Raw genomic sequence first — 19,426 nt, 5'->3', positions numbered from 1 at the left:
ACGCCGCCGCACCGTCGACGCCGCCGCGTGCCGAGGCGTGACGGCGCCCGACCGTGCGGGCCGTCCGGCGGCCAGATCCCGTCACCCGAGCCTGGGGGGTTCGAAGATCAGGCTCGGGAAACGGGACCTAACCGCGGGTGTCCGCGCAGACGACGTGCGCGGCGACCTCGATCATCCGGCGTTCCGTGTGGGCGTCGGCGACCCGGGCCATGAGCACCGGCGCTCCGCTGGCCGCGAGCTGGGGCAGCCGGGCCCGCACCCCGCGATGGATGTCGCGCACGATGTCCTCGGCCGCCGACGCGTGCACCTTGACGTGCAGCATCAGCCCGGTCGAGCCGGAGACCGTCCGCGCCTCGGAGATCCACACGTGGTGGACGAGCGGCAGGTCGCGCAGGATCTCCGCGAGCGCCACCCGCATCGCGGGCAGGATCGGGTGGCTGGTCCGGCGATAGCCGGGGTCGACCACCTGCATCGCACCGGACAGGTGCTGCCGGGGCGCGGGGATCCAGGCCGGCGAGATCGGGCCGGGCGCCGTCGCGGAGACGGGAGTGGGCGCGGGATCGGGGTCGGGAGCGGGAGGCGCCTGCGTCACCTGCGCCCGCGCGACGGTGGCCATCGCCCCCGTGGCGTACGCGTTGGGTGTCGAGGCGGATCTCGATCCGGACAGGGCGTGGGCGGCTCCGCTGCGCGCCGAGACCAGGTAGCGCTGGAGGTCCTCGATGGGCACGGCGGCCGCGTGGGGGCCGGCGGCGTCGATCACGATCTCGCGCACGCCGGTGACGCGCTGGATGTCGAGGATGGTCTCGACGTCACACGCCGAAAGGGCGTGGCCGCCTCGATGCCGGGCGTAGGTCGCCGGTGCGGTGTAACCGAGCAGCACGCGCTCACCGCTCTGCGTCGTGCCGAGCACGACGGAACGGTCGGGCCGGACGGCTACCAGGATTCCCCATTCGGCAAGGGTCGCGAGGAGGCGTTGCGGGCTTCCGTGCTGCGCGAGCACATCGCCGAGAGACGGGTTCCCGATGCTCATAGGCTGAACGATAGGTAGCGAACCATGGCTTATCAGGCTAATCGTGAAGAATGCGTGCAATCAATACCAAGATAGAGCCTGTCTGGATGGGATCGGTCCATCTTGGGTAAAGCCGCCAGTTGGCGAACACATGAGTGAATCTCACGATGCCCGCGAGTGCCGCTAGCTGGACCGTCTCGTATGCCGGGCGTTCGTGAGAGCTTTCACAAGCCCGGATAGACTCACGCGTGTCCGTGCAGCCGCACTTTCCTAAGGATCGCCAGTGAACAAGCCCGTCGTCCTTGTCGCAGAGGAGCTGTCCGAAGCCGGTCTGGCCGTGCTTGGCGCGGACTTCGAGGTCCGTCACACCGACGGTTCCGACCGATCCAAGCTGCTGCCCGCGCTCGCCGACGTCGACGCGCTGATCATCCGCAGTGCCACGCAGGTGGACGCCGAGGCGATCGCGCACGCGCCCAAGCTGCGCGTCGTGGCCCGCGCCGGGGTCGGCCTGGACAACGTCGACGTCGAGGCGGCGACCAAGGCCGGTGTCATGGTCGTCAACGCTCCGACCTCCAACATCACCAGCGCCGCCGAGCACACGGTCGCGCTGATCCTGGCCAGCGCCCGCAACGTCGCCCAGGGCCACGCCGCCCTCAAGGCCGGCGAGTGGAAGCGGTCCAAGTACACCGGCGTCGAGCTCGACGAGAAGGTCGTCGGCATCCTCGGCCTCGGCAAGATCGGCCAGCTCGTCGCGCAGCGTCTGCAGCCGTTCGGCGTCGAGCTGATCGCCTACGACCCCTACCTGCAGCCGGCCCGCGCCGCGCAGATGGGCGTCAAGCTGGCCTCCCTGGAGGAGGTCCTCCAGCAGGCCGACTTCATCACGGTGCACCTGCCCAAGTCCAAGGAGACCGTCGGTCTCATCGGCGACCGCGAGCTGCACATGGTCAAGCCGTCGGTGCGCCTGATCAACGTCGCGCGCGGCGGCATCATCGACGAGAACGCGCTCTACTCCGCTCTCAAGGAGGGCCGCGTCGCCGGCGCCGGCATCGACGTGTTCTCCAAGGAGCCCTGCACGGACAGCCCGCTGTTCGAGTTCGACCAGGTCGTGGTCACCCCGCACCTCGGCGCGTCCACCCACGAGGCGCAGGAGAAGGCCGGCACCCAGGTCGCCCGCAGCGTCAAGCTCGCCCTGGCCGGCGAGTTCGTCCCGGACGCCGTCAACGTCCAGGGCGGCGCCGTCGCCGAAGAGGTCAAGCCGGGCCTGCCGCTGACCGAGAAGCTCGGCCGCATCTTCACCGCCCTCGCGGGCGAGGTCGCCGCCAAGCTCGACGTCGAGGTACGCGGCGAGATCGCGGCGCAGGACGTGCGCGTGCTCGAACTGGCCGCCCTCAAGGGCGTCTTCACCGACGTCGTCGAGGACACGGTGACCTACGTCAACGCCCCGCTGCTCGCCAAGGACCGCGGCACCGTGGTCGAGCTGGTCACCAGCGGCGAGAGCCCCGACTGGCGCAACGTCATCACCGTCCGCGGTGTGCTCGCCGACGGCCGCACCGTCTCCGTCTCCGGAACGCTCTCCGGCCCCCGGCAGATCACCAAGATCGTCGAGGTCAACGGCTTCGCCATGGAGATCGAGCCGACCGACCACCTGGCGTTCTTCACCTACACCGACCGTCCCGGCATCGTCGGCATCGTCGGCCGCGTGCTCGGCGAGCACGGCGTCAACATCGCCTCCATGCAGGTCGCCCGCGGTGAGAAGGGCGGCAAGGCCCTCACCGCGCTGACCGTCGACTCGGCCATCCCGGGCGACGTCATCGACCAGATCGTGGCCGCGGTCGGCGCCGACAGCGGCCGTACGGTCGACCTGGAGGACTGACCCGCCGTCCCGGAACAGCATCACACGAACCCGCTCCACCCCGTGGTGGAGCGGGTTCGTTGCGTTTATTTGCCGCGCCTCCGGCGCGGCGGGCTCGGGGCGCCCACAGTCGATGTCTTCCCTCGTCACTCGGGGCTTCGTCCCTCAGCCCGCTCGTTCCTCAGTCCAGACACCGCCGCGCCCCTCGCGTCGTGGTTGGGCACCGTGGTGATTGACGGTGCTCGCGCGGGCTCGGGGCGGTTGTCTCGAATATTGAGATACTAGGTCGTCCTACGAGATTCTGGGGTAGGCTTTCGCACATGACGCGCCAGGTGTCCGTACTTATCACCTGCCGCGGCGGGGCCTGACCTAGGTCGACCGGCCGACCCGCCGCGGTGTGTGGCGCTGCGCCGGTCGTGACTTCCCTTTCCGCCTTGAGGCGCGCGATCCGCGTCCTCGGCGGCGCCCTGATTCCGGATCCGCGACCGGTTCCGTTCAGTCCCGTTTCCGCAACGTACGAATGAGACTGTCATGTACGACATGTATCCCTGGAACAGCCCAGAAGACGTCCGCGACGAGGCCGCCGACGCGCTGCAGACCGCGCTCGACCGCCGTGACAACGGAGGGTCCCCGCAGCGCTGACCGCACCGGACCGCCGTGAGATCGGGGGGTCCCCGCAGCCGACCCCCCGGTGCTCACGTGGCGTTGCCGCGCCGGGCCAGAGAGTCGATGGCGACCGCGAGGGCGAGGACCGCGGCGGTCACCATGTACCGCACGGAGGAGTCCACGCTCAGCAGGAACATGCCGTTGGTGATCGACTGGATGACCAGGATGCCGAGCAGCGCCGCGTACGTCCGCCCCCGGCCGCCGAACAGCGACGTGCCGCCGATGACCGCAGCGGCGATCGCCATGAGCAGGATGTCGCTTCCGCCCGATCCCTGGTTGACGGCCGACAGGCGGCTGGCCGACAGGATGCCGCCGAAAGCCGCCAGCACGGACGACAGCACGAACGCCAGCACGCGGATCCGTGTCACGTTGATGCCCGCCCGGCGGGCCGCCTCGACGTTTCCTCCCACCGCGTACATCCACCGGCCGAACGTCGTATGACGAAGGATCAGGTCGAAGACCACCACCAGCGTGCCGAAGATGACCAGCAGGAGCGGAACGCCGCGGTCCGCGGACATCACGAGTACGGCTCCCGCCAGCACGACCGCGAGGCCGCCCACCCTGGCGGACAGCCACCACATGGCGGTCACCGGGAGTTCCGCCGCGACCCTCCGTCGCCTGCTGATCACCCCTGACGCCGCGTAGACGGCCACCAGTCCCGCGGTCAGCGTCCAGGCCGCCCAGGCGGGCAACCACGTGTCGCTCAGCTTCGCGACGAATCCGTCGAAGGGCAGGTTGATGATGCCGCCCGAGCCCAGCAGGTAGAGCAGCAGGCCCTGCCAGCCGATCAGGCCCGCCAGCGTCACCACGAACGACGGCATCCGGATCCGGGTGAACATCAGCCCGTGCAGAAGTCCGACGAGAGCTCCCGCCACCAGGGCGGCGAGGATCGCGAGGAGCGGATTCCAGTGCAGCCGTTCGGACAGGATGGCCATGACAACCGCGCACAGGCCGCTGACGGAGCCGGCGGACAGGTCGATCTCGCCGAGCAGCAGCACCATGATGATGCCGAGCGAGATCGTCCCGGTCGCCGCCATCTGGAGGGCCAGGTTGGTGAGGTTCTCCGAGGACAGGAAGTGCTCGTTGAGCGATCCGAAGACGATCGCGATCACGATCAGCGCGCCGGCCACCGGCCACGCGCCGAGGTCCCCGTGCCGCAGCCGTTCGACGGCTTCCTTCGGTGTGTACGGCTTGCGCACCAGCGCCGTGGGGTTCGTCATGCTGCGGCTCCGGTGATCGCGGCCACGATCGCCTCCTGAGAGGCGTCGGCCGTACGGAACTCGCCGGCGTTTCTGCCCAGGCGGAGGACCACGACGCGGTCGCTGACCGCGCGCACGTCGGCGAGGTTGTGGGAGATGAGTAGCACCGCCAGGCCGCGCTCGCGGAGCCGCCTGATGAGGTCGAGGACCTGGGCGGTCTGCTCGACCCCCAGGGCGGCGGTCGGCTCGTCGAGGATGACGAGCCGTGGCTCGCCGATCAGCGCGCGGGCGATGGCCACGGACTGACGCTGGCCGCCGGAGAGCATGGCCACCGGCACCCGGATGTCGCGGATGCGCACGTCGAGCGAGGTGAGCAGGTCACGCGCGGATCGTTCCATCTGGATGTGGTTGAGGAACGACAGCCTCCGTCGCTCGGATCCGAGGAAGAGGTTGGCCACCACATCGAGGTTCTCGCACAGCGCGAGGTCCTGGTAGACGGTCGAGATGCCCAGCCGCTGGGCGTCGTGAGGGTTGCCGACGTGCACCGGCTCGCCGTCGATGAAGAGTCCGCCCGAGTCCGGGCTGACGGCGCCCGAGATGATCTTTACCAGCGTCGATTTCCCCGCGCCGTTGTCCCCGACCAGGGCCACCACCTCGCCGGGAGCGAGGTCCAGGCTCACCCCTTCGAGAGCCTGGACCGCGCCATATCGCTTGGATATGTCTCTCGCCGAGATCATCTACTGGATACCCGCCTTGGCGCACGCGTCCTTGAGCTCGGGCGTGCAGACGTCGGACGCCTTGTAGAAGTCGTCCTTGATGATGGTGTCGGCGATCTTGTCCGCGGTGACCGCGATGGGGTCGAGCAGGAACGACGGGATGTCCGCCGTGCCGTTGTTCACCTTGTCGGGCGCCGCCGGCTTCTCGCCCTTGGTCAGCGCGACCGCGAGCTCCGCCGACTTCTCCGCCTCCGCCCGGATGTTGAGGTAGATCGTCATGTACTGCTCGCCGCCGAGGATCCGCTGCACGGCCGCCAGTTCGGCGTCCTGCCCGGTGATCGGCGGCATGGTCTTGTACCCGGCCCGCTTCATGGCGGCGATGGCGCCGCTGGCCATGCCGTCGTTGGCGGACAGCACGCCCACGATGTTGTCGCGGCCGATCGCGGTGATGGCCTGCTCCATCTCCTGCTGTGCCTTGTCGGGGCTCCAGTCGGGTGTGTCGAACTCCCGCCCGATCTTGACCTTGCCGTCGAGGACGTTGTGCGCGCCCTTCTTGTAGTCGGCCGAGCTGGGGTCGGTGGGCGAGCCGTGGAGCATCACGATCTCCCCCTTGTCCGCCGTGCCGTTGGCGTTGAGCGCGTCGAGTAGCGCCTGGCCCTGCATTTCGCCGACGCGGACGTTGTTGAACGAGACGAAGTACTCGTAGTCGATGCCGGAGATCAGCCGGTCGTAGGCGATCACGGGGATCTTCTTCTGCTTGGCCTGGTTGACCAGCGGCGCGACGGCCGCGGCGTCCACGGCGTCGAGCACGAGTACGTCGGCCCCCTGCGTGAGGGCGGCCTCGACCTGCTGCTGCTGTTTGACGGCGTCCTGGTCGGCGTTGGAGTAGAGGATCTTGCAGTCGGGGCACAGCTCTCCGACCTTGGCCTCGAACAGCGGACGGTCGAACGCCTCGTAGCGCGTCGTCTTCGACTCGGGCGTGAACAAGGCGATGGTCTTGCCGGCGCCGCCCGCCTTGGCCTCGGACGGGTTCGTCTCCGTGGTGGAGCTGTTACCGCAGGCGGCGCCGAACAGAAGCGCCGCGACGGAGATGGCCAGCATTCCTCGTCGCATCGGAACGGGATTCCTTTCTTATGACCCCGGGGGTTGATAAGTAAGGTAATTTACTATCAGCTCTATAGCCAGGGGTTGAGGAGAGATCACGTCACGGAGGAGCGGAATGGTGCGGGGCGATCCACTGGTGATCAACTGGCCCGCCTTCCGCAGTGGGCATGCCACTCTGGGGAATGTGCTGAGCATGGGCGGCGGGACCGCCAACACGACCAGCCTGCTCCGCGTGATGAACGAGCGCGCCGTGTTCGCGGAGATCTTCCAGCTCGGTAAGGTCTCCCGGCCGGAGCTGGCCCAGGCCACCGGCCTGTCCAAACCGACCATCTCGGTCGCCCTGGCGGATCTGGAGCGTGCCAGGCTGGTCCGCACTGTCGGGCTGCGCACGGGCAACGCCGGTCGTGCCGCTCTGCTTTACGAGATCCGCCCGCAGGCCGGCTGGGTGCTGGCCGTCGACATCGGCCGCGCCTACGTACGACTCGCGCTGGCCGACCTGGTGGGCGAGATCGTCGCGCGCAGGGACGAGCCGTCCCGGGCCGAGAGCTACGACGCCCTGCTCGCCCAGCTCTCCCGGATGGCGGCCGAGCTCACCACGGAAGCCGGTCTCACCCCCGGGGACATCACACTGGCGGTCTTCGGGATGCCGGGCATCCACGACAAGGAGACGGGCGCGCTGCGCGTCGCCCCCAACCTGCCCGGTTGGGAGCTGCCCGGCGCGGTGGAACGGCTCGCGGAGGTCACCGGGTCCCCATACATCCTGGAGAACGACGTGGACCTCGCCGCCGTGGGGGAGGGCACGTACGGCCTGGGCGAGGGCGTTCCCCATTTCGTCTACGTCTCCGTCGGCACCGGCATCGGCATGGGCGTCGTCATCGACGGCAAGCTCTACCGAGGCTCGCGAGGGGCGGCCGGGGAGATCTCGTATCTGCCTGTCGGCGAGGGCGATCCCCGAGCCGACCCCGGACGTGGCATGTTCGAGTCGGTCGCGTCGGCCGACGGCGTGATCGCCGCGGCCGCCCGATTGGGTATGATCGCGGCCACCGCCAAAGACGTCTTCGACGCGGCCAGGGCGGGCGACGAGACCGCGCTCAAGGTCGTCGCCATCGAGGCGGATCACGTGGCGCACGCCCTCGCCGGGATCATCGCCGTGCTCGACCCCGAACTGGTCGTGCTCGGTGGTGGCATCGGAGCCCAGGCGGCCGATCTGCTCATCGGCCCCGTGACTGAGCGCCTTCCCGCTCTGGCGGCGTTGCGCCCGCCCCGGATCGAGGCGTCCACGCTGGGTGTCGACGCGGTTCTGCTCGGCGCCCTGGCGTTCGGTCTCGCCACGGCCCGCGACCTCGTCTTCGAGCGCGCGGTGGCGGCGACACCGCCCGGATAGTGAGACGCTGTGTTCGATCTTCGAGACGGGCCGGTAAGGTACACGTATGGATTCGAGCAACATCCGTCTGGCAGTGATCCCGGGGGACGGGATCGGCACCGAGGTCGTCGCCGAGGGACTCAAGGTCCTCAACGCGGCCGGTGTCAAGGTTGAGACCACCGAGTACGACCTGGGAGCGAAGCGTTACCACGCGACCGGCGAGGTCCTTCCCGATGCCGTGCTGGACGAGTTGCGCGGCTACGACGCCATCGTGCTCGGCGCCGTCGGCGACCCGAGCGTCCCTCCGGGCATCCTGGAGCGCGACCTCCTGCTCAGGCTTCGGTTCGAGCTCGACCACTACGTGAACCTGCGCCCGGTCAAGCTCTTCCCCGGCGTGGAGACCCCGCTGGGCAAGGCCCGCCCCGAGGACATCGACATGGTCGTCGTCCGCGAGGGCACCGAGGGCCTGTACGCGGGAGCCGGCGGCACGCTGCGTCGCGGCACCCCGCACGAGATCGCGACCCAGGAGTCGCTCAACACGGCCTACGGGGTCGAGCGGGTCGTCCGCTACGCCTTCGAGAAGGCGGCTCAGCGGCCGCGCAAGAAGCTCACCCTGGTCCACAAGACCAACGTCCTCACCTACGCGGGTGACCTGTGGGCCCGTACGGTCGCCCGGGTCAGCCAGGAGTACCCCCAGGTCGAGACCGACTACTGCCACATCGACGCCGCCTCGATGTTCTTCATCACCCAGCCCGAGCGGTTCGATGTGATCGTCACCGACAACCTCTTCGGCGACATCATCACCGACATCGGCGCGGCGGTGGCCGGTGGCATCGGCCTGGCCGCCAGCGGCAACATCAACCCGGACCGGACCGCGCCGTCGATGTTCGAGCCGGTCCACGGCAGCGCCCCCGACATCGCGGGCCAGGGCAAGGCCGACCCGACGGCCACCATCCTGTCCATCGCCATGCTCCTCGACCACCTCGGCCGCACCGCCGCCGCGGAGAAGGTCGAGCAGGCGGTTGCCGAGGACCTCGTCGAGCGCCAGGGTGCCCGGGCCACGAGGCAGACCCGTGAAATCGGCGACGACATCGCCTCCCGAGTAGCCGGCTGAGCCGGGCCGCTCACCCCGTCTTTGCGCATGGCGGCCTGGTTAGGGCCGCCATGCGCTTTTTCGTACCCTCTTTTATGCCTAAGGTTTCCCGTAGGTCGCACAATGAATGTGCGACATAGAGAGAAGGATCGCGGCACATGACCAGCCAGCTCAGCTTCGACGTGCAGCTCAACCAGCAGGCCCGGACCGCGGCCGAGCGTGAGCAGGTACTGGCGAACCCCGGCTTCGGGCAGACCTTCACCGATCACATGATCTCCATCGACTACACCGAAGGCCGCGGCTGGCATGATGCGCGGTTGGAGCCGTACGGGCCGTTGGTTCTGGATCCGGCGACGGCGGTGTTCCACTACGCCCAGGAGCTGTTCGAGGGGCTCAAGGCGTACCGCCAGGCGAGCGGGTCCGTCGTGTCGTTCCGGCCGAACGCCAACGCGGCCAGGTTCAACAAGTCCGCCCAGCGGATGGCGATGCCCGAGCTGCCCGAGGAAGTGTTCGTCGAGTCGTTGGATCTGCTCGTCCAGACGGACAAGGAGTGGGTGCCGACGACCGAGGGGCACGGCCTGTACCTGCGGCCGTTCATCATCGCCACCCAGGTCGGGCTCGGCGTGAACTACCCGTCGAAGACGTTCCGTTACATGGTGATCGCCTCTCCCGCCGGGCCGTACTTCTCCGGCGGGATCAAGCCGGTCTCGGTCTGGCTGTCCACGGAGTACACCCGCGCCGCTCCCGGAGGCACCGGCTTCGCCAAGTGCGGAGGCAACTACGCGGCGGCCTTCGTCGCCCAGCGCCAGGCCGTCGAGCAGGGCTGCGACCAGGTCGTGTGGCTCGACGCGCACGAGCACCGCTACGTCGAGGAGATGGGCGGGATGAACATCTTCTTCGTCTTCGGCGACCGGCTGCTCACCCCCTCGCTCACCGGGACGCTCCTGCCCGGCGTGACCCGTGACTCGATCCTCACCTTCGCCGCCGACCTGGGCCTGAAGGCCGAGGAGGGCCGGCTCTCCATCGAGGAGTGGCAGGCCGGGTGTGAGTCGGGCGAGCTGACCGAGGCCTTCGCCTGCGGCACCGCCGCCGTGGTCACCCCGATCGGCAGCGTCAAGGGCGCCGACCGCTCCTGGACGATCGGTGACGGCACCCCCGGCCAGATCACCCAGAAGATCCGCGAGGAGCTCATCGGCATCCAGTACGGCACCCGCCCCGACACGCACAGCTGGATCCACAAGGTCTGCTGACGCGGTCGCAGGCGCGCCATAACGCGCGCCCGACGGCTCTGAGCACGACATGACAGGAGCCCGGTGACCTCGCCCTCGCCGGGCTCCTGGCGTCCCTCCATCAGGCAGGTGGACGGCGTAGCGTGATTGACGCGACACGTAATGTCATCGCAAAGCTGGCCGTGCACCTGGAGTTCCGGGATGTCAGATCTTGCGGATGAGGGTGAGACCGTCGGCGATCGGGAGCAGGGCGGTCGTCACTCGACCGTCGCTCGCGACGAAGTCGTTGAACTCCCGCATCGCCGGCACGTTGCCGCCCGCGCCGGGGTCCACGATCGCGCCGCTCTGCAGGGTGTTGTCCACGCAGATCATCCCGCCGGGGGCGAGCCGGGCCAGGATCTCCTCGTAGTACGCGCGGTATCCCCGCTTGTCCGCGTCGATGAACGCGAAGTCGAAGCTCGTCTCCTCGGGCATCGCGCGCAGCGTGTCCGCCGCCGGCCCGAGACGCAGCTCGATCTTGTGGGCCACGCCCGCCTTCTCCCAGTAGCGTCGCGCGACCGACGTCCAGTCCTCGCTCACGTCGCAGGCGATCAACCGGCCGTCCTCGGGCAGGCCACGGGCGATGCAGATCGACGAGTAGCCGGTGAACGTGCCGACCTCCACGGCCCAGCGGGCGCCGCTGACCTGCACGAGCATGGTGAGCAGCGCCCCCTGCTCCGGGGCGATCTGCATGACGGCGTCGCCGCCGGTCAGCCTCGCCGTCTCCTCGGCCAGGTTGAGCAGTACGTCGTCGGGCGGGGTGGTGTGCTCGACGGTGTACGCGGCGACGGCAGCGTCGACAAAGTTCTCGGCCTTCATGGCATCACTTTAGTTCCGCGCTCAACCGGACAGCCGAGATCCCGTCGGGCTTGGCATCTTTCCAGCTCACATAGGGTGTAAGTCGTAACACAAGATTGATGTCTCGGATCGTGAGACGAATGTACCGGCCGGGCCACGGCATGTGGCAGACTTCAAGGCACCATGTTCTACGGTCTGCTCATTATCGGCAGGCGCGCTGGCTGACATCAGGACAACGCCAGCGCGCAGACCTCTCACGTCCGTGAGGGGTCTTTTGTGTTTTCCGGCACAGAACGAGCGATGAGCGCGCGCGGCGAGGACCACCCCGCGAAGGAGAAACCAAGAAATGGCCGATGACCGCTTCCACGTGTACGACACGACACTGCGTGACGGGGCCCAGCAGGAAGGCTTGAACCTCACGGTCGCCGACAAGCTGGCCCTCGCTCGTCATCTGGACGACCTCGGTGTCGGCTTCATCGAGGGTGGCTGGCCAGGCGCGAACCCGAAGGACACCGAGTTCTTCCGGCGGGCTCAGACAGAGCTCGACCTGAAGCACGCGCAACTCGCCGCGTTCGGCGCGACCCGCCGGGCCGGAGTGAAGGCCGCCGACGACCCTCTGGTGGCCGCGTTGCGCGAATCCGGCGCACCCGTCGTGACACTCGTCGCGAAGAGTCACGACAGGCACGTTGAGCTGGCCCTCCGCACCACGCTCAAGGAGAACCTCGCGATGATCCGCGACACCGTCTCCCACCTGCGTGCGGAGGGCCAGCGAGTCTTCCTCGACGCCGAGCACTTCTTCGACGGCTACGCCTCCAACCCGGCCTACGCACTGGAGGTCCTCCGTACGGCGGCCGAGGCCGGGGCATCCGTCATCGCGCTCTGCGACACCAACGGAGGGATGCTCCCCGACGAGCTGGCCGACGTCGTCCACGCCGCCGTCTCCACCGGCGCGCGCGTCGGCATCCACTGCCACGACGACACCGGCTGCGCCGTCGCCAACACGCTGGCCGCCGTCAAGGCCGGCGCCACCCACGTGCAGGGCTGCGCCAACGGGTACGGCGAGCGCTCGGGCAACGCCAACCTGTTCACGGTCGTGGCGAACCTCCAGCTCAAGAAGGGGTTCGACCTCGTACCCCCGGATTCGCTGCGGGACATGACCCGCATCGCGCACGCGATCACCGAGGTCACCAACGTCACGCCCAACTCACACCAGCCGTACGTCGGGACGTCGGCCTTCGCGCACAAGGCGGGCCTGCACGCGTCGGCCATCAAGGTCGACCCCAACCTCTACCAGCACATCGACCCGTCCATGGTCGGCAACGACATGCGCATGCTCGTCTCGGACATGGCGGGCCGGGCCTCGGTGGAGCTCAAGGGCAAGGAGCTGGGCTACGACCTGACCTCCGACCAGTCCCGCCAGCTTGTCGAGCGCGTCAAGGAGCTGGAGTCACGCGGGCACACCTTCGAGGCCGCCGACGCGTCCTTCGAGTTGCTGCTGCGCGACACCGTCACCGGCGAGCGCCGGCGCCACTTCTCCGTCGAGTCCTGGCGGGTCATCGTCGAGCGCCGCCCGACCGGCGAGGTAGCGAGCGAGGCCACGGTCAAGCTGCACGCCAAGGGCGAGCGGATCGTCGCCACCGGCGAGGGCAACGGCCCCGTCAACGCCCTCGACAAGGCCGTACGGCTCGCGCTGGAGAAGCTCTACCCGGAGCTCGCCGGGGTGGAGCTCATCGACTTCAAGGTCCGCATCCTGGAGGGCACCCACGGCACCGACGCCATCACCCGGGTGCTCATCACCTCCAGCGACGCCACCGGCGACTGGTCCACCGTGGGCGTCGCCGAGAACATCGTCGAGGCGTCCTGGCAGGCCCTGGAGCAGGCTGTCACCTACGGACTCCTCCGCGCCGGTTACAGCGCCTGATTGGGCTCGCTGTGTCTATTTGCGCTCGCTTCGCTCGCGCGGGCTCGGGGCGCCTTGAGGCGATGTCTTCTCTCGTCGCTCGGGGCTTCGTCCCTCAGCCCACTCGTTCCTCAGCCCAGACACCGCCGCGCCCCTCGCGTCATGGTTCGGGCTGTAGGGGTTGATGGTGCTCGCGCGGGCGTCGTCTGATCCCCTCGCGTGGAGACGGGGGATCAGACGAGGTCGGAGCCGGAGATCTTGAAGCTGGTCGGGCCGTCGGAGGTGTGAACGATCACCGAACGGCCCGAGCAGCTCACCTCAGGCTTCGCCGTGCCGGGCACGATAATCGTGAGCAGCGACGAGGCCGCGGGCGAGATCACAGCCGGGGCGGCGACCTTCTTCATGTAGGCGGGGGAGATCCACCCCTGGTAGGGGTTGGTCTGGCCGCGGACCACCTTCTGGCCGCCGATCGGCTTGCATGAGGGCAGGGCGAGTTGCACCAGCGTCGCCCGCCACGACCCCTCGCCGACCACGACGCGGCCGCCGCCGTTGGAGTACACCTTCAGCGACGGGTCGAAGTGCCACAGGTTGCGCACCTTGCCGCCGCCCGTCGTGTCCAGCACCGCCATGACGTCCTGGTCGTGGTTCACGAGCACCGCCCTGGTACGGCTGACGCCGTACGCCTTGTCGGTCAGCGTGAACGACTGACGGTCCTTGCCGATCGAGCGGCGGACCAGCGACGTCGGCGTGCGGCCGTGGAACGGCTTCCCCACGACAACGGGGATGTTGTGCGCCTCGGGCGTCATCGTCCAGCGCCGGTACGGGGTGTTCTCGTAGGAGTGGAACCCCGCCTCGGTCAGCACGTCGCGGCCCTGGGCGTAGTAGGTCACACCCAGGTGGTCCTCATGGCCGTGGAACTTCAGGCCCGGCCCGAACCTGATCGAGTAGTAGGCCGACTGCGGATCGCCCCAGGCCGTACGGCCGAAGACGTAGCCGGCCTTGAACACCTGCACGGTCTCGGAGGAGTGGGCGAACCCGGCGGGCTGGACGTCCGGCGCGCCGTCCCCGAGCGGCACCATGTACCCGTTGGGCCGCGTGGCGGCGCTGATGTGCTTGGGCAGGCCGTCCCAGCGCTTGGCGAGGTCGTCGGGCACCTTGAGGTCGCAGTCCTTGATGGTGTCCGTGGCGACGCGCAGCCGGTCGTGCACGTAGATCGCGTACCGCGGGGCCTGTTCCCTCAGCGATCCCTCGGAGTCGATGTCGAGCTTCATCGACTTGACCATGCGGGAGAGGGCGAGGTCCTTCCAGCCCTTCTGGTTGTAGCGGCAGCCGATGCGCAGGAGGCCGATGTCCTGGTCGAGCCCGTGGTTGTGCCCGGCCTTGTAGAGGCGCGGGTCGGCCAGCAGCTTCGCGTGTACGGCGAGGCTGTTCTTGAGCCAGGCGTCGGGGACGTACCTGCTCAGGCAGACCAGCGCGGGGGCGCGCAGCGCGGTCGGGTGGTCGCTCCAGGCGTACTTGTGGGTGCTCCGGCCGCCGTAGGGGTTCTTCTCGACCCAGTCCTTGGCGATCTCGGTCGCGCGGGTGAGGTACGCCTGCTTGCCGGTGGTCTCGTAGTCGGCCACCAGCCGCCCCATCCACCGCAGTGACTGGAACACCATCTGCCACGACCGGCTCTTGTACGGGTCCAGCTTCCAGTCGATCTTCGCGCCGATCTTGACGGCCGGGCGGTCCAGGAAGGAGAGCTGCCCGCTCATCACGTCCTCGGAGGTCGGCGTTCCCGGCAGCCAGTCCCCCTGGCACTCGGGTGTACGAGCGGGGGGCTCGGCGGATTGGGAGGCCTCGGCGGGCACGGCGGCGAACGCGCCGCCGGTGAGGGCCAGCGCGGAGATCAGACCGAGGGCTCGAGCGCGGGTACGCACGCAAGATCCTTCCGGGGCACGGACGGGAGAGGGTGATCATGCTGGCCGAATGTCCGTTATCGGTCAAGTCGCCGATGGTCATCGTTAGCAGGATGTAAGGGTCACGCCGTCCGGCCCCCTCGCGTGACCCGACGAGTTCCGTCCGGTGCGGGGGACCTGTGCGCGACTTGCCGTGAACCCGCTGGACGCTTGACCTCATACAGGGACGGTCCGGGAAGGAGTCCCAGAAAGGAGGAAGCCATGATCAAAGGTGCGCACTGGCTGCTGTACAGCCACGACCCGGACGCCGACCGGGCCTTCCTCCGAGACGTGCTCGGGCTGCGGAACGTCGACGCCGGGGGCGGCTGGCTGATCTTCCGCCTGCCGCCCGCCGAACTGGGGGTGCATCCCACCCGGGACCGGCCGATGTTCGACCTCTACCTGATGTGCGACCGGATCGCCGACACGGTCCGCGAACTGACGGCCAAGGGCGTGACGTTCACCCGGGAGGTCGGTGACGAGGGGTACGGCCTGGTCACCGGGTTCCGCCTGCCCGGCGGCGCCGAGATCGGCCTGTACGAGCCCCGCCACCCCACCGCCGTATAGGCGCGTCTAGTCGCGCTTGGGCGAGGCGCTCTGCACGACCTCGAAGGACCAGATCTCGGACGCGGACGCGGCCGGACCCTGGCCGTGCCCGTGACCCTGCCCCGGCCCGTGCCCCTGACCGTGACCGTGGCCCTGCGCGCCGGCCTCGGCGGCGGCCTGCGCGTGGCCGGACTGGAAGGCCCGGCTGCTCTGCCAGCGCTGGAAGTCCTCCTCGCTGCGCCAGCGCGTGTAGACCATGTACCGGTCCGTGCCCTCGACCGGCCGGAGCAGCTCGAACCACTCGAACCCGTCGGCCGCCTCCACCATGCCGGCGCGGTTGGCGAAACGCTGCTCCAACTCCTCGCGCATCTCCGCGCTCACCGTCAACACGTTGATCTTCACGACCGACATCGCGGGCTCCTCCCGTGGATGAATTCCGACACGGCCACACTACGAGTCGTGCTGTTCGCCCCCGGGACGCGCCACGGCCTTCCCGCCCCCGGGGTGCCACAAGCCGGGGGAGAGGTACGTGAGCAATCGGCAAGCGGCACTAGCCTTGTGACCGTGCGTATCGCGAGGTTCTCCAAAGGCGACGGTGTCGCCTTCGGCGTGGTTGAAGAGGACGGCGAAGTCGTCGCCAGGGTCGACGGGCATCCCTTCGGCGGTGTCGAGTTCGCCGGGGACAGATATCCGCTCGCCGAGGTCAGGCTCGTCGCGCCGATGCTGCCCAGCAAGATCGTCGCAGTCGGCAAGAACTACGCCGACCACGCGCGCGAGATGGGCGGTGAGGCGCCGGAGGAGCCGCTCATCTTCCTCAAGCCGAGCACCTCGGTGGTCGGCCCCGGCGAGGCCATCGCGTACCCGTCGAAGCTGTCGCAGCGGGTCGACTACGAGGGCGAGCTGGCCGTGGTCATCGGGCGGCTCTGCCGGGACGTGCCGGTGGAGCGGGCGCATGAGGTGATCTTCGGGTACACCTGCGCCAACGACGTGACCGCGCGCGACCTGCAGCAGCGGGACGGCCAGTGGAGCAGGGCCAAGGGCTTCGACACCTTCTGCCCGATCGGCCCGTGGATCGAGACCGACCTCGACCCGGGCGACCTCGCCCTCACGACCAGCGTGAACGGCGAGCTCCGGCAGAGCGCGCGCACCTCGCTCCTGCTGCACGACATCCCGGCGCTCGTCGCGTACGTGAGCGCCGTCATGACGCTGCTGCCCGGCGACGTCATCCTGACCGGCACCCCCGCCGGCGTCGGGCCCCTGTCCGTCGGTGACGAGGTCAGCGTCGGCATCGAAGGAATCGGAACTCTCACCAACCGGGTGATCTCTCGTGACTGACCTGCGTGTCCGCTTCGCGCCCTCGCCGACCGGCATGTTCCATGTCGGCGGCGCCCGTTCCGCGCTCTACAACTGGGCGCTCGCCGAACAGTCCGGGGGCACGTTCGTGCTCCGCATCGAGGACACCGACGCGGCGCGCAACCGGCCCGAGTGGACCGAGGGCATCATCTCCGCGCTCGCCTGGATCGGCATCAGCGGCGACTCCCCGCACTTCGAGGGTCCCTACTTCCAGTCCGCGTACGAGGCGCAGCACCGCGAGGCGGCGGCCAAGCTCCTCAAGGACGGCAAGGCCTACCACTGCACCTGCACGCGTGACGACGTGAAGGCCAGGACGGGCTCGGAGCACCAGGGCTACGACGGCTTCTGCCGGGACCGCGGCCTCACCGAGGGCGCGGTGCGGTTCCACACGCCGGACGAGGGCGTGACCGTGGTGAACGACCTGGTCCGCGGGCGGGTCGAGTTCCCGAACGCGGCCATGGAAGACTTCGTCATCGTGCGCGCCGACGGGTCGCCGCTGTTCAACCTCGCCAACGTGATCGACGACATCGAGATGCGGATCTCCCACGTCATGCGCGCGGAGGAGCACCTGTCGAACACGCCCAAGCAGCAGCTCCTGTGGGAGGCGATGGGCGCCACGCCGCCGGTCTGGGCGCACGTCCCGGTCATCGTCAACGAGAAACGGCAGAAGCTGTCCAAGCGTCGCGACAAGGTGGCCCTGGAGTCCTACCGTGACGAGGGATACCTCGCCGAGGCGATGGTCAACTACCTCATGCTGCTCGGCTGGGGCCCCGGCGACGACCGCGAGATCATGCCGTGGTCGGAGATGATGCCGATGTTCCGCCTGGAGGACGTGAACCCGTCCCCGGCGTTCTTCGACGAGAAGAAGCTGCGCGCCTTCAACGGCGAGTACATCCGGGCGCTGCCCCTCGACGTCTTCATCCAGCGCTGCGACCCCTGGCTCGACCCGAGCTGGGACCGGACGACCTTCGCCCGGGTGGCGGAGCTGGTCCAGACCCGCATCGCGGTGCTGTCCGAGGTCACCGCGAACGTGGACTTCCTCTTCCTGGAGGTCCCCGTTCATGACCAGGCGTCGTGGGACAAGGCGATGAAGCCGGGCGCGACCGAGATCCTCAACGACTACGCCGAGCGGCTGCAGGACGTGAACTGGGATCCCGAGTCGCTCAAGACCGCCTTGGAGGAGGTCGGCGCCGCACACGGCCTCAAGCTGGGCAAGGCGCAGGCGCCGGTCCGCGTGGCCGTCACCGGCCGTACGGTCGGCCTCCCGCTGTTCGAGTCGATCGAGGTCCTCGGCCGCGAGCGCTCCCTGGAGCGGCTGCGTACGGCTCTGTCGAAGCTCTCCTGAGCGCGGCGGCCGGCCGGCTATCCGGTCGGCCGCCGCGTCAGCGTCATCGTGAGCGCCAGCGAGAGGGCCGCTCCGGCGGCCATCGCGAGCCAGAGGCCGGTGACGCCCAGGGAGGAGCTCAGCAGCGCGGCGAGGGGCAGCTGGACCGCGAAACCCGCCAGCGTGGCGGTGAGCAGCCTGCCGCCCTTTCCGCTTGCCTGGAGCGCCCCGCCCATGGCGATGAGCCCGCCGAACGGCACCAGATAGAGGCTCATGCACCGCAGGAACCACACGGTCGCCCCGGCCACCGCGGCATCGTCGGTGAAGAGGGCGGCCGCCGGCACCGCACACATGTTGAGGATGAGCGCGGTGACGACGCCGGCGGCCAGGCCGAGCCGCAGTGATGTGCCGGTGGCGGCGCCACCACCTCGCGCCGTCCGGATCATCGCCGCCTGGCGCAGCGCGTAGAAGGCCATCGTCCCGGCCAGCATGATCTTCAGGCCGATGCCGTAGCCGGCCAGTGCGGGAACGCCGTGCGCGCCCACCAGGCCGGTCATCGCCACGCCGGTCAGGCTGCGCGCCAGGAAGTCGCCGGACATCGGCAGGCCCGTGCGCAGGAGTTCCACGCCGTCGGCTCGGTTCGCCATGCGGTGCGCGCGCGGCGGCCGTTCGCGCGGCAGCCGTCGCACGAGCAGGGTGGCCGCCACCGCCAGCGTTACCAGCCGGGCCAGGACCGTGGCCAGCGCGGCGCCACGCACCCCCAGGTCGAAGCCGTAGATGAGCAGGGGATCGAGCCCGATGACCAGCGCGTTGCAGAGCAGCGCGGTCCGCATCGGCGTCGCCGTGTCGCCGAGCCCCTTGAATATCCCGTCCACCAGCGTCTGAGCGAAGAAGACCGGGACCGCGGAGAGCGACACCAGGAAGAAGTCCGAGACGAGGACAACGGTAGCGGCGTCTCCGGTGAAGAGCCGCGCCAGCGGTTCGCGGAAGAGAACGCCCGGTACGGCCACCACGAAGCCGAACAGCGCCCACAGGACCCACGCGGTACGGATCACCGGCGTGAGAGATGATTCGCCCTCCCGCCTGCCGACCAGCACGGTCGTGCCCGTCGTGAGGGCCAGGATCACCCCCAGGGCCAGGTGCTCGGTGGTGGTGGCGATCGTGACGGCGGCGACCGCCGTACTGCCCAGCCCCGAGACCCACAACGTGTCGATCAGGCCGACGGCCACGACAGCGGTCAGCAACTCGACGTAGACGGGCACAGCCAACCGGATGAGCTTCATTCCATACCTCGATTC

General features: G+C 69.0%; 16 protein-coding genes. 8 read left to right on the top strand and 8 right to left on the bottom strand.

Annotated features, from left to right (window positions below):
• Nucleotides 1–127: 127 nt before the first annotated feature.
• Nucleotides 128–1,030, bottom strand: coding sequence for a hypothetical protein (locus AWQ71_RS02080; protein ID WP_067125485.1), 903 nt, complete (start codon nt 1,028–1,030; stop codon nt 128–130).
• A gap of 262 nt (nt 1,031–1,292) precedes the next feature.
• Here AWQ71_RS02080 and serA point away from each other — a divergent pair, with 262 nt between their 5' ends.
• Entirely contained in the window at nt 1,293–2,882 is a 1,590-nt protein-coding gene (serA, locus tag AWQ71_RS02075; protein ID WP_067125482.1) for a phosphoglycerate dehydrogenase, read from the top strand.
• Nucleotides 2,883–3,556: 674 nt separating this feature from the next.
• Here the strand turns inward: serA and AWQ71_RS02070 are convergent.
• Genes AWQ71_RS02070 through AWQ71_RS02060 form a run of 3 tightly spaced genes read right to left on the bottom strand, consistent with a single transcriptional unit; the run spans nt 3,557 to nt 6,555 of the window.
• A complete protein-coding gene (locus AWQ71_RS02070; RefSeq protein WP_067125479.1) occupies nt 3,557–4,747 on the bottom strand; it encodes a sugar ABC transporter permease in 1,191 nt (396 codons plus the stop codon).
• Nucleotides 4,744–5,463, bottom strand: coding sequence for an ATP-binding cassette domain-containing protein (locus AWQ71_RS02065; protein WP_067125476.1), 720 nt, complete (start codon nt 5,461–5,463; stop codon nt 4,744–4,746). Before AWQ71_RS02065 ends, AWQ71_RS02070 begins: the two co-directional genes overlap by 4 nt.
• Nucleotides 5,464–6,555 (bottom strand): ABC transporter substrate-binding protein, encoded by a 1,092-nt coding sequence (locus tag AWQ71_RS02060; RefSeq protein WP_067125472.1) that lies wholly within the window; start codon nt 6,553–6,555, stop codon nt 5,464–5,466.
• Between the two features lie 436 nt (nt 6,556–6,991).
• Between AWQ71_RS02060 and AWQ71_RS02055 the strand changes: the two genes are divergently transcribed.
• From AWQ71_RS02055 to AWQ71_RS02045, 3 genes are all read left to right on the top strand, one after another.
• The gene (locus AWQ71_RS02055; protein WP_439650349.1) at nt 6,992–7,930 is read left to right on the top strand and encodes an ROK family protein; all 939 of its coding nucleotides are present in this window, start codon (nt 6,992–6,994) and stop codon (nt 7,928–7,930) included.
• A 46-nt stretch (nt 7,931–7,976) separates the two neighbouring features.
• The gene (locus AWQ71_RS02050) at nt 7,977–9,023 is read left to right on the top strand and encodes a 3-isopropylmalate dehydrogenase (RefSeq protein ID WP_067125468.1); all 1,047 of its coding nucleotides are present in this window, start codon (nt 7,977–7,979) and stop codon (nt 9,021–9,023) included.
• 137 nt (nt 9,024–9,160) lie between these two features.
• Nucleotides 9,161–10,252, top strand: a complete 1,092-nt coding sequence (locus AWQ71_RS02045; RefSeq protein WP_067125465.1) for a branched-chain amino acid aminotransferase — start codon at nt 9,161–9,163, stop codon at nt 10,250–10,252.
• Nucleotides 10,253–10,435: 183 nt separating this feature from the next.
• Here AWQ71_RS02045 and AWQ71_RS02040 read toward each other — a convergent pair whose 3' ends face one another.
• Nucleotides 10,436–11,089 carry an O-methyltransferase gene (locus AWQ71_RS02040; RefSeq protein ID WP_067125462.1) on the bottom strand — a complete coding sequence of 218 codons (654 nt, stop codon included), beginning with the start codon at nt 11,087–11,089 and terminating at the stop codon, nt 10,436–10,438.
• A gap of 325 nt (nt 11,090–11,414) precedes the next feature.
• Between AWQ71_RS02040 and cimA the strand changes: the two genes are divergently transcribed.
• On the top strand, nt 11,415–12,989 hold the full coding sequence (cimA, locus tag AWQ71_RS02035) for a citramalate synthase (RefSeq protein ID WP_067125458.1): 1,575 nt from the start codon (nt 11,415–11,417) through the stop codon (nt 12,987–12,989).
• A 212-nt stretch (nt 12,990–13,201) separates the two neighbouring features.
• Here cimA and AWQ71_RS02030 read toward each other — a convergent pair whose 3' ends face one another.
• Complete coding sequence (locus AWQ71_RS02030; RefSeq protein WP_084258337.1) at nt 13,202–14,887, bottom strand: heparinase II/III domain-containing protein; 1,686 nt, start codon at nt 14,885–14,887, stop codon at nt 13,202–13,204.
• 240 nt (nt 14,888–15,127) lie between these two features.
• Between AWQ71_RS02030 and AWQ71_RS02025 the strand changes: the two genes are divergently transcribed.
• Nucleotides 15,128–15,472, top strand: a complete 345-nt coding sequence (locus AWQ71_RS02025; protein ID WP_067125456.1) for a VOC family protein — start codon at nt 15,128–15,130, stop codon at nt 15,470–15,472.
• A 6-nt stretch (nt 15,473–15,478) separates the two neighbouring features.
• Here the strand turns inward: AWQ71_RS02025 and AWQ71_RS02020 are convergent, their stop codons facing one another.
• Nucleotides 15,479–15,862 carry an antibiotic biosynthesis monooxygenase family protein gene (locus AWQ71_RS02020; RefSeq protein WP_067125453.1) on the bottom strand — a complete coding sequence of 128 codons (384 nt, stop codon included), beginning with the start codon at nt 15,860–15,862 and terminating at the stop codon, nt 15,479–15,481.
• 153 nt (nt 15,863–16,015) lie between these two features.
• Here AWQ71_RS02020 and AWQ71_RS02015 point away from each other — a divergent pair, with 153 nt between their 5' ends.
• Both AWQ71_RS02015 and gltX read left to right on the top strand, forming a co-directional pair.
• A complete protein-coding gene (locus tag AWQ71_RS02015; protein ID WP_067126124.1) occupies nt 16,016–16,786 on the top strand; it encodes a fumarylacetoacetate hydrolase family protein in 771 nt (256 codons plus the stop codon).
• Nucleotides 16,779–18,149, top strand: a complete 1,371-nt coding sequence (gltX, locus tag AWQ71_RS02010) for a glutamate--tRNA ligase (RefSeq protein ID WP_084258335.1) — start codon at nt 16,779–16,781, stop codon at nt 18,147–18,149. The genes AWQ71_RS02015 and gltX overlap by 8 nt, the downstream gene beginning before the upstream one ends.
• Before the next feature lie 17 nt (nt 18,150–18,166).
• Here the strand turns inward: gltX and AWQ71_RS02005 are convergent, their stop codons facing one another.
• Nucleotides 18,167–19,411, bottom strand: coding sequence for an MATE family efflux transporter (locus tag AWQ71_RS02005; protein WP_067125451.1), 1,245 nt, complete (start codon nt 19,409–19,411; stop codon nt 18,167–18,169).
• Nucleotides 19,412–19,426: the final 15 nt, after the last annotated feature.

Origin of the sequence: Microtetraspora malaysiensis (assembly GCF_001528665.1) — a bacterium.
GTDB classification, from domain to species: Bacteria; Actinomycetota; Actinomycetes; order Streptosporangiales; family Streptosporangiaceae; genus Microtetraspora_A; species Microtetraspora_A malaysiensis.
Note: the sequence above shows the minus strand (reverse complement) of the source record. Positions and strands in the feature narration are given on the sequence as shown.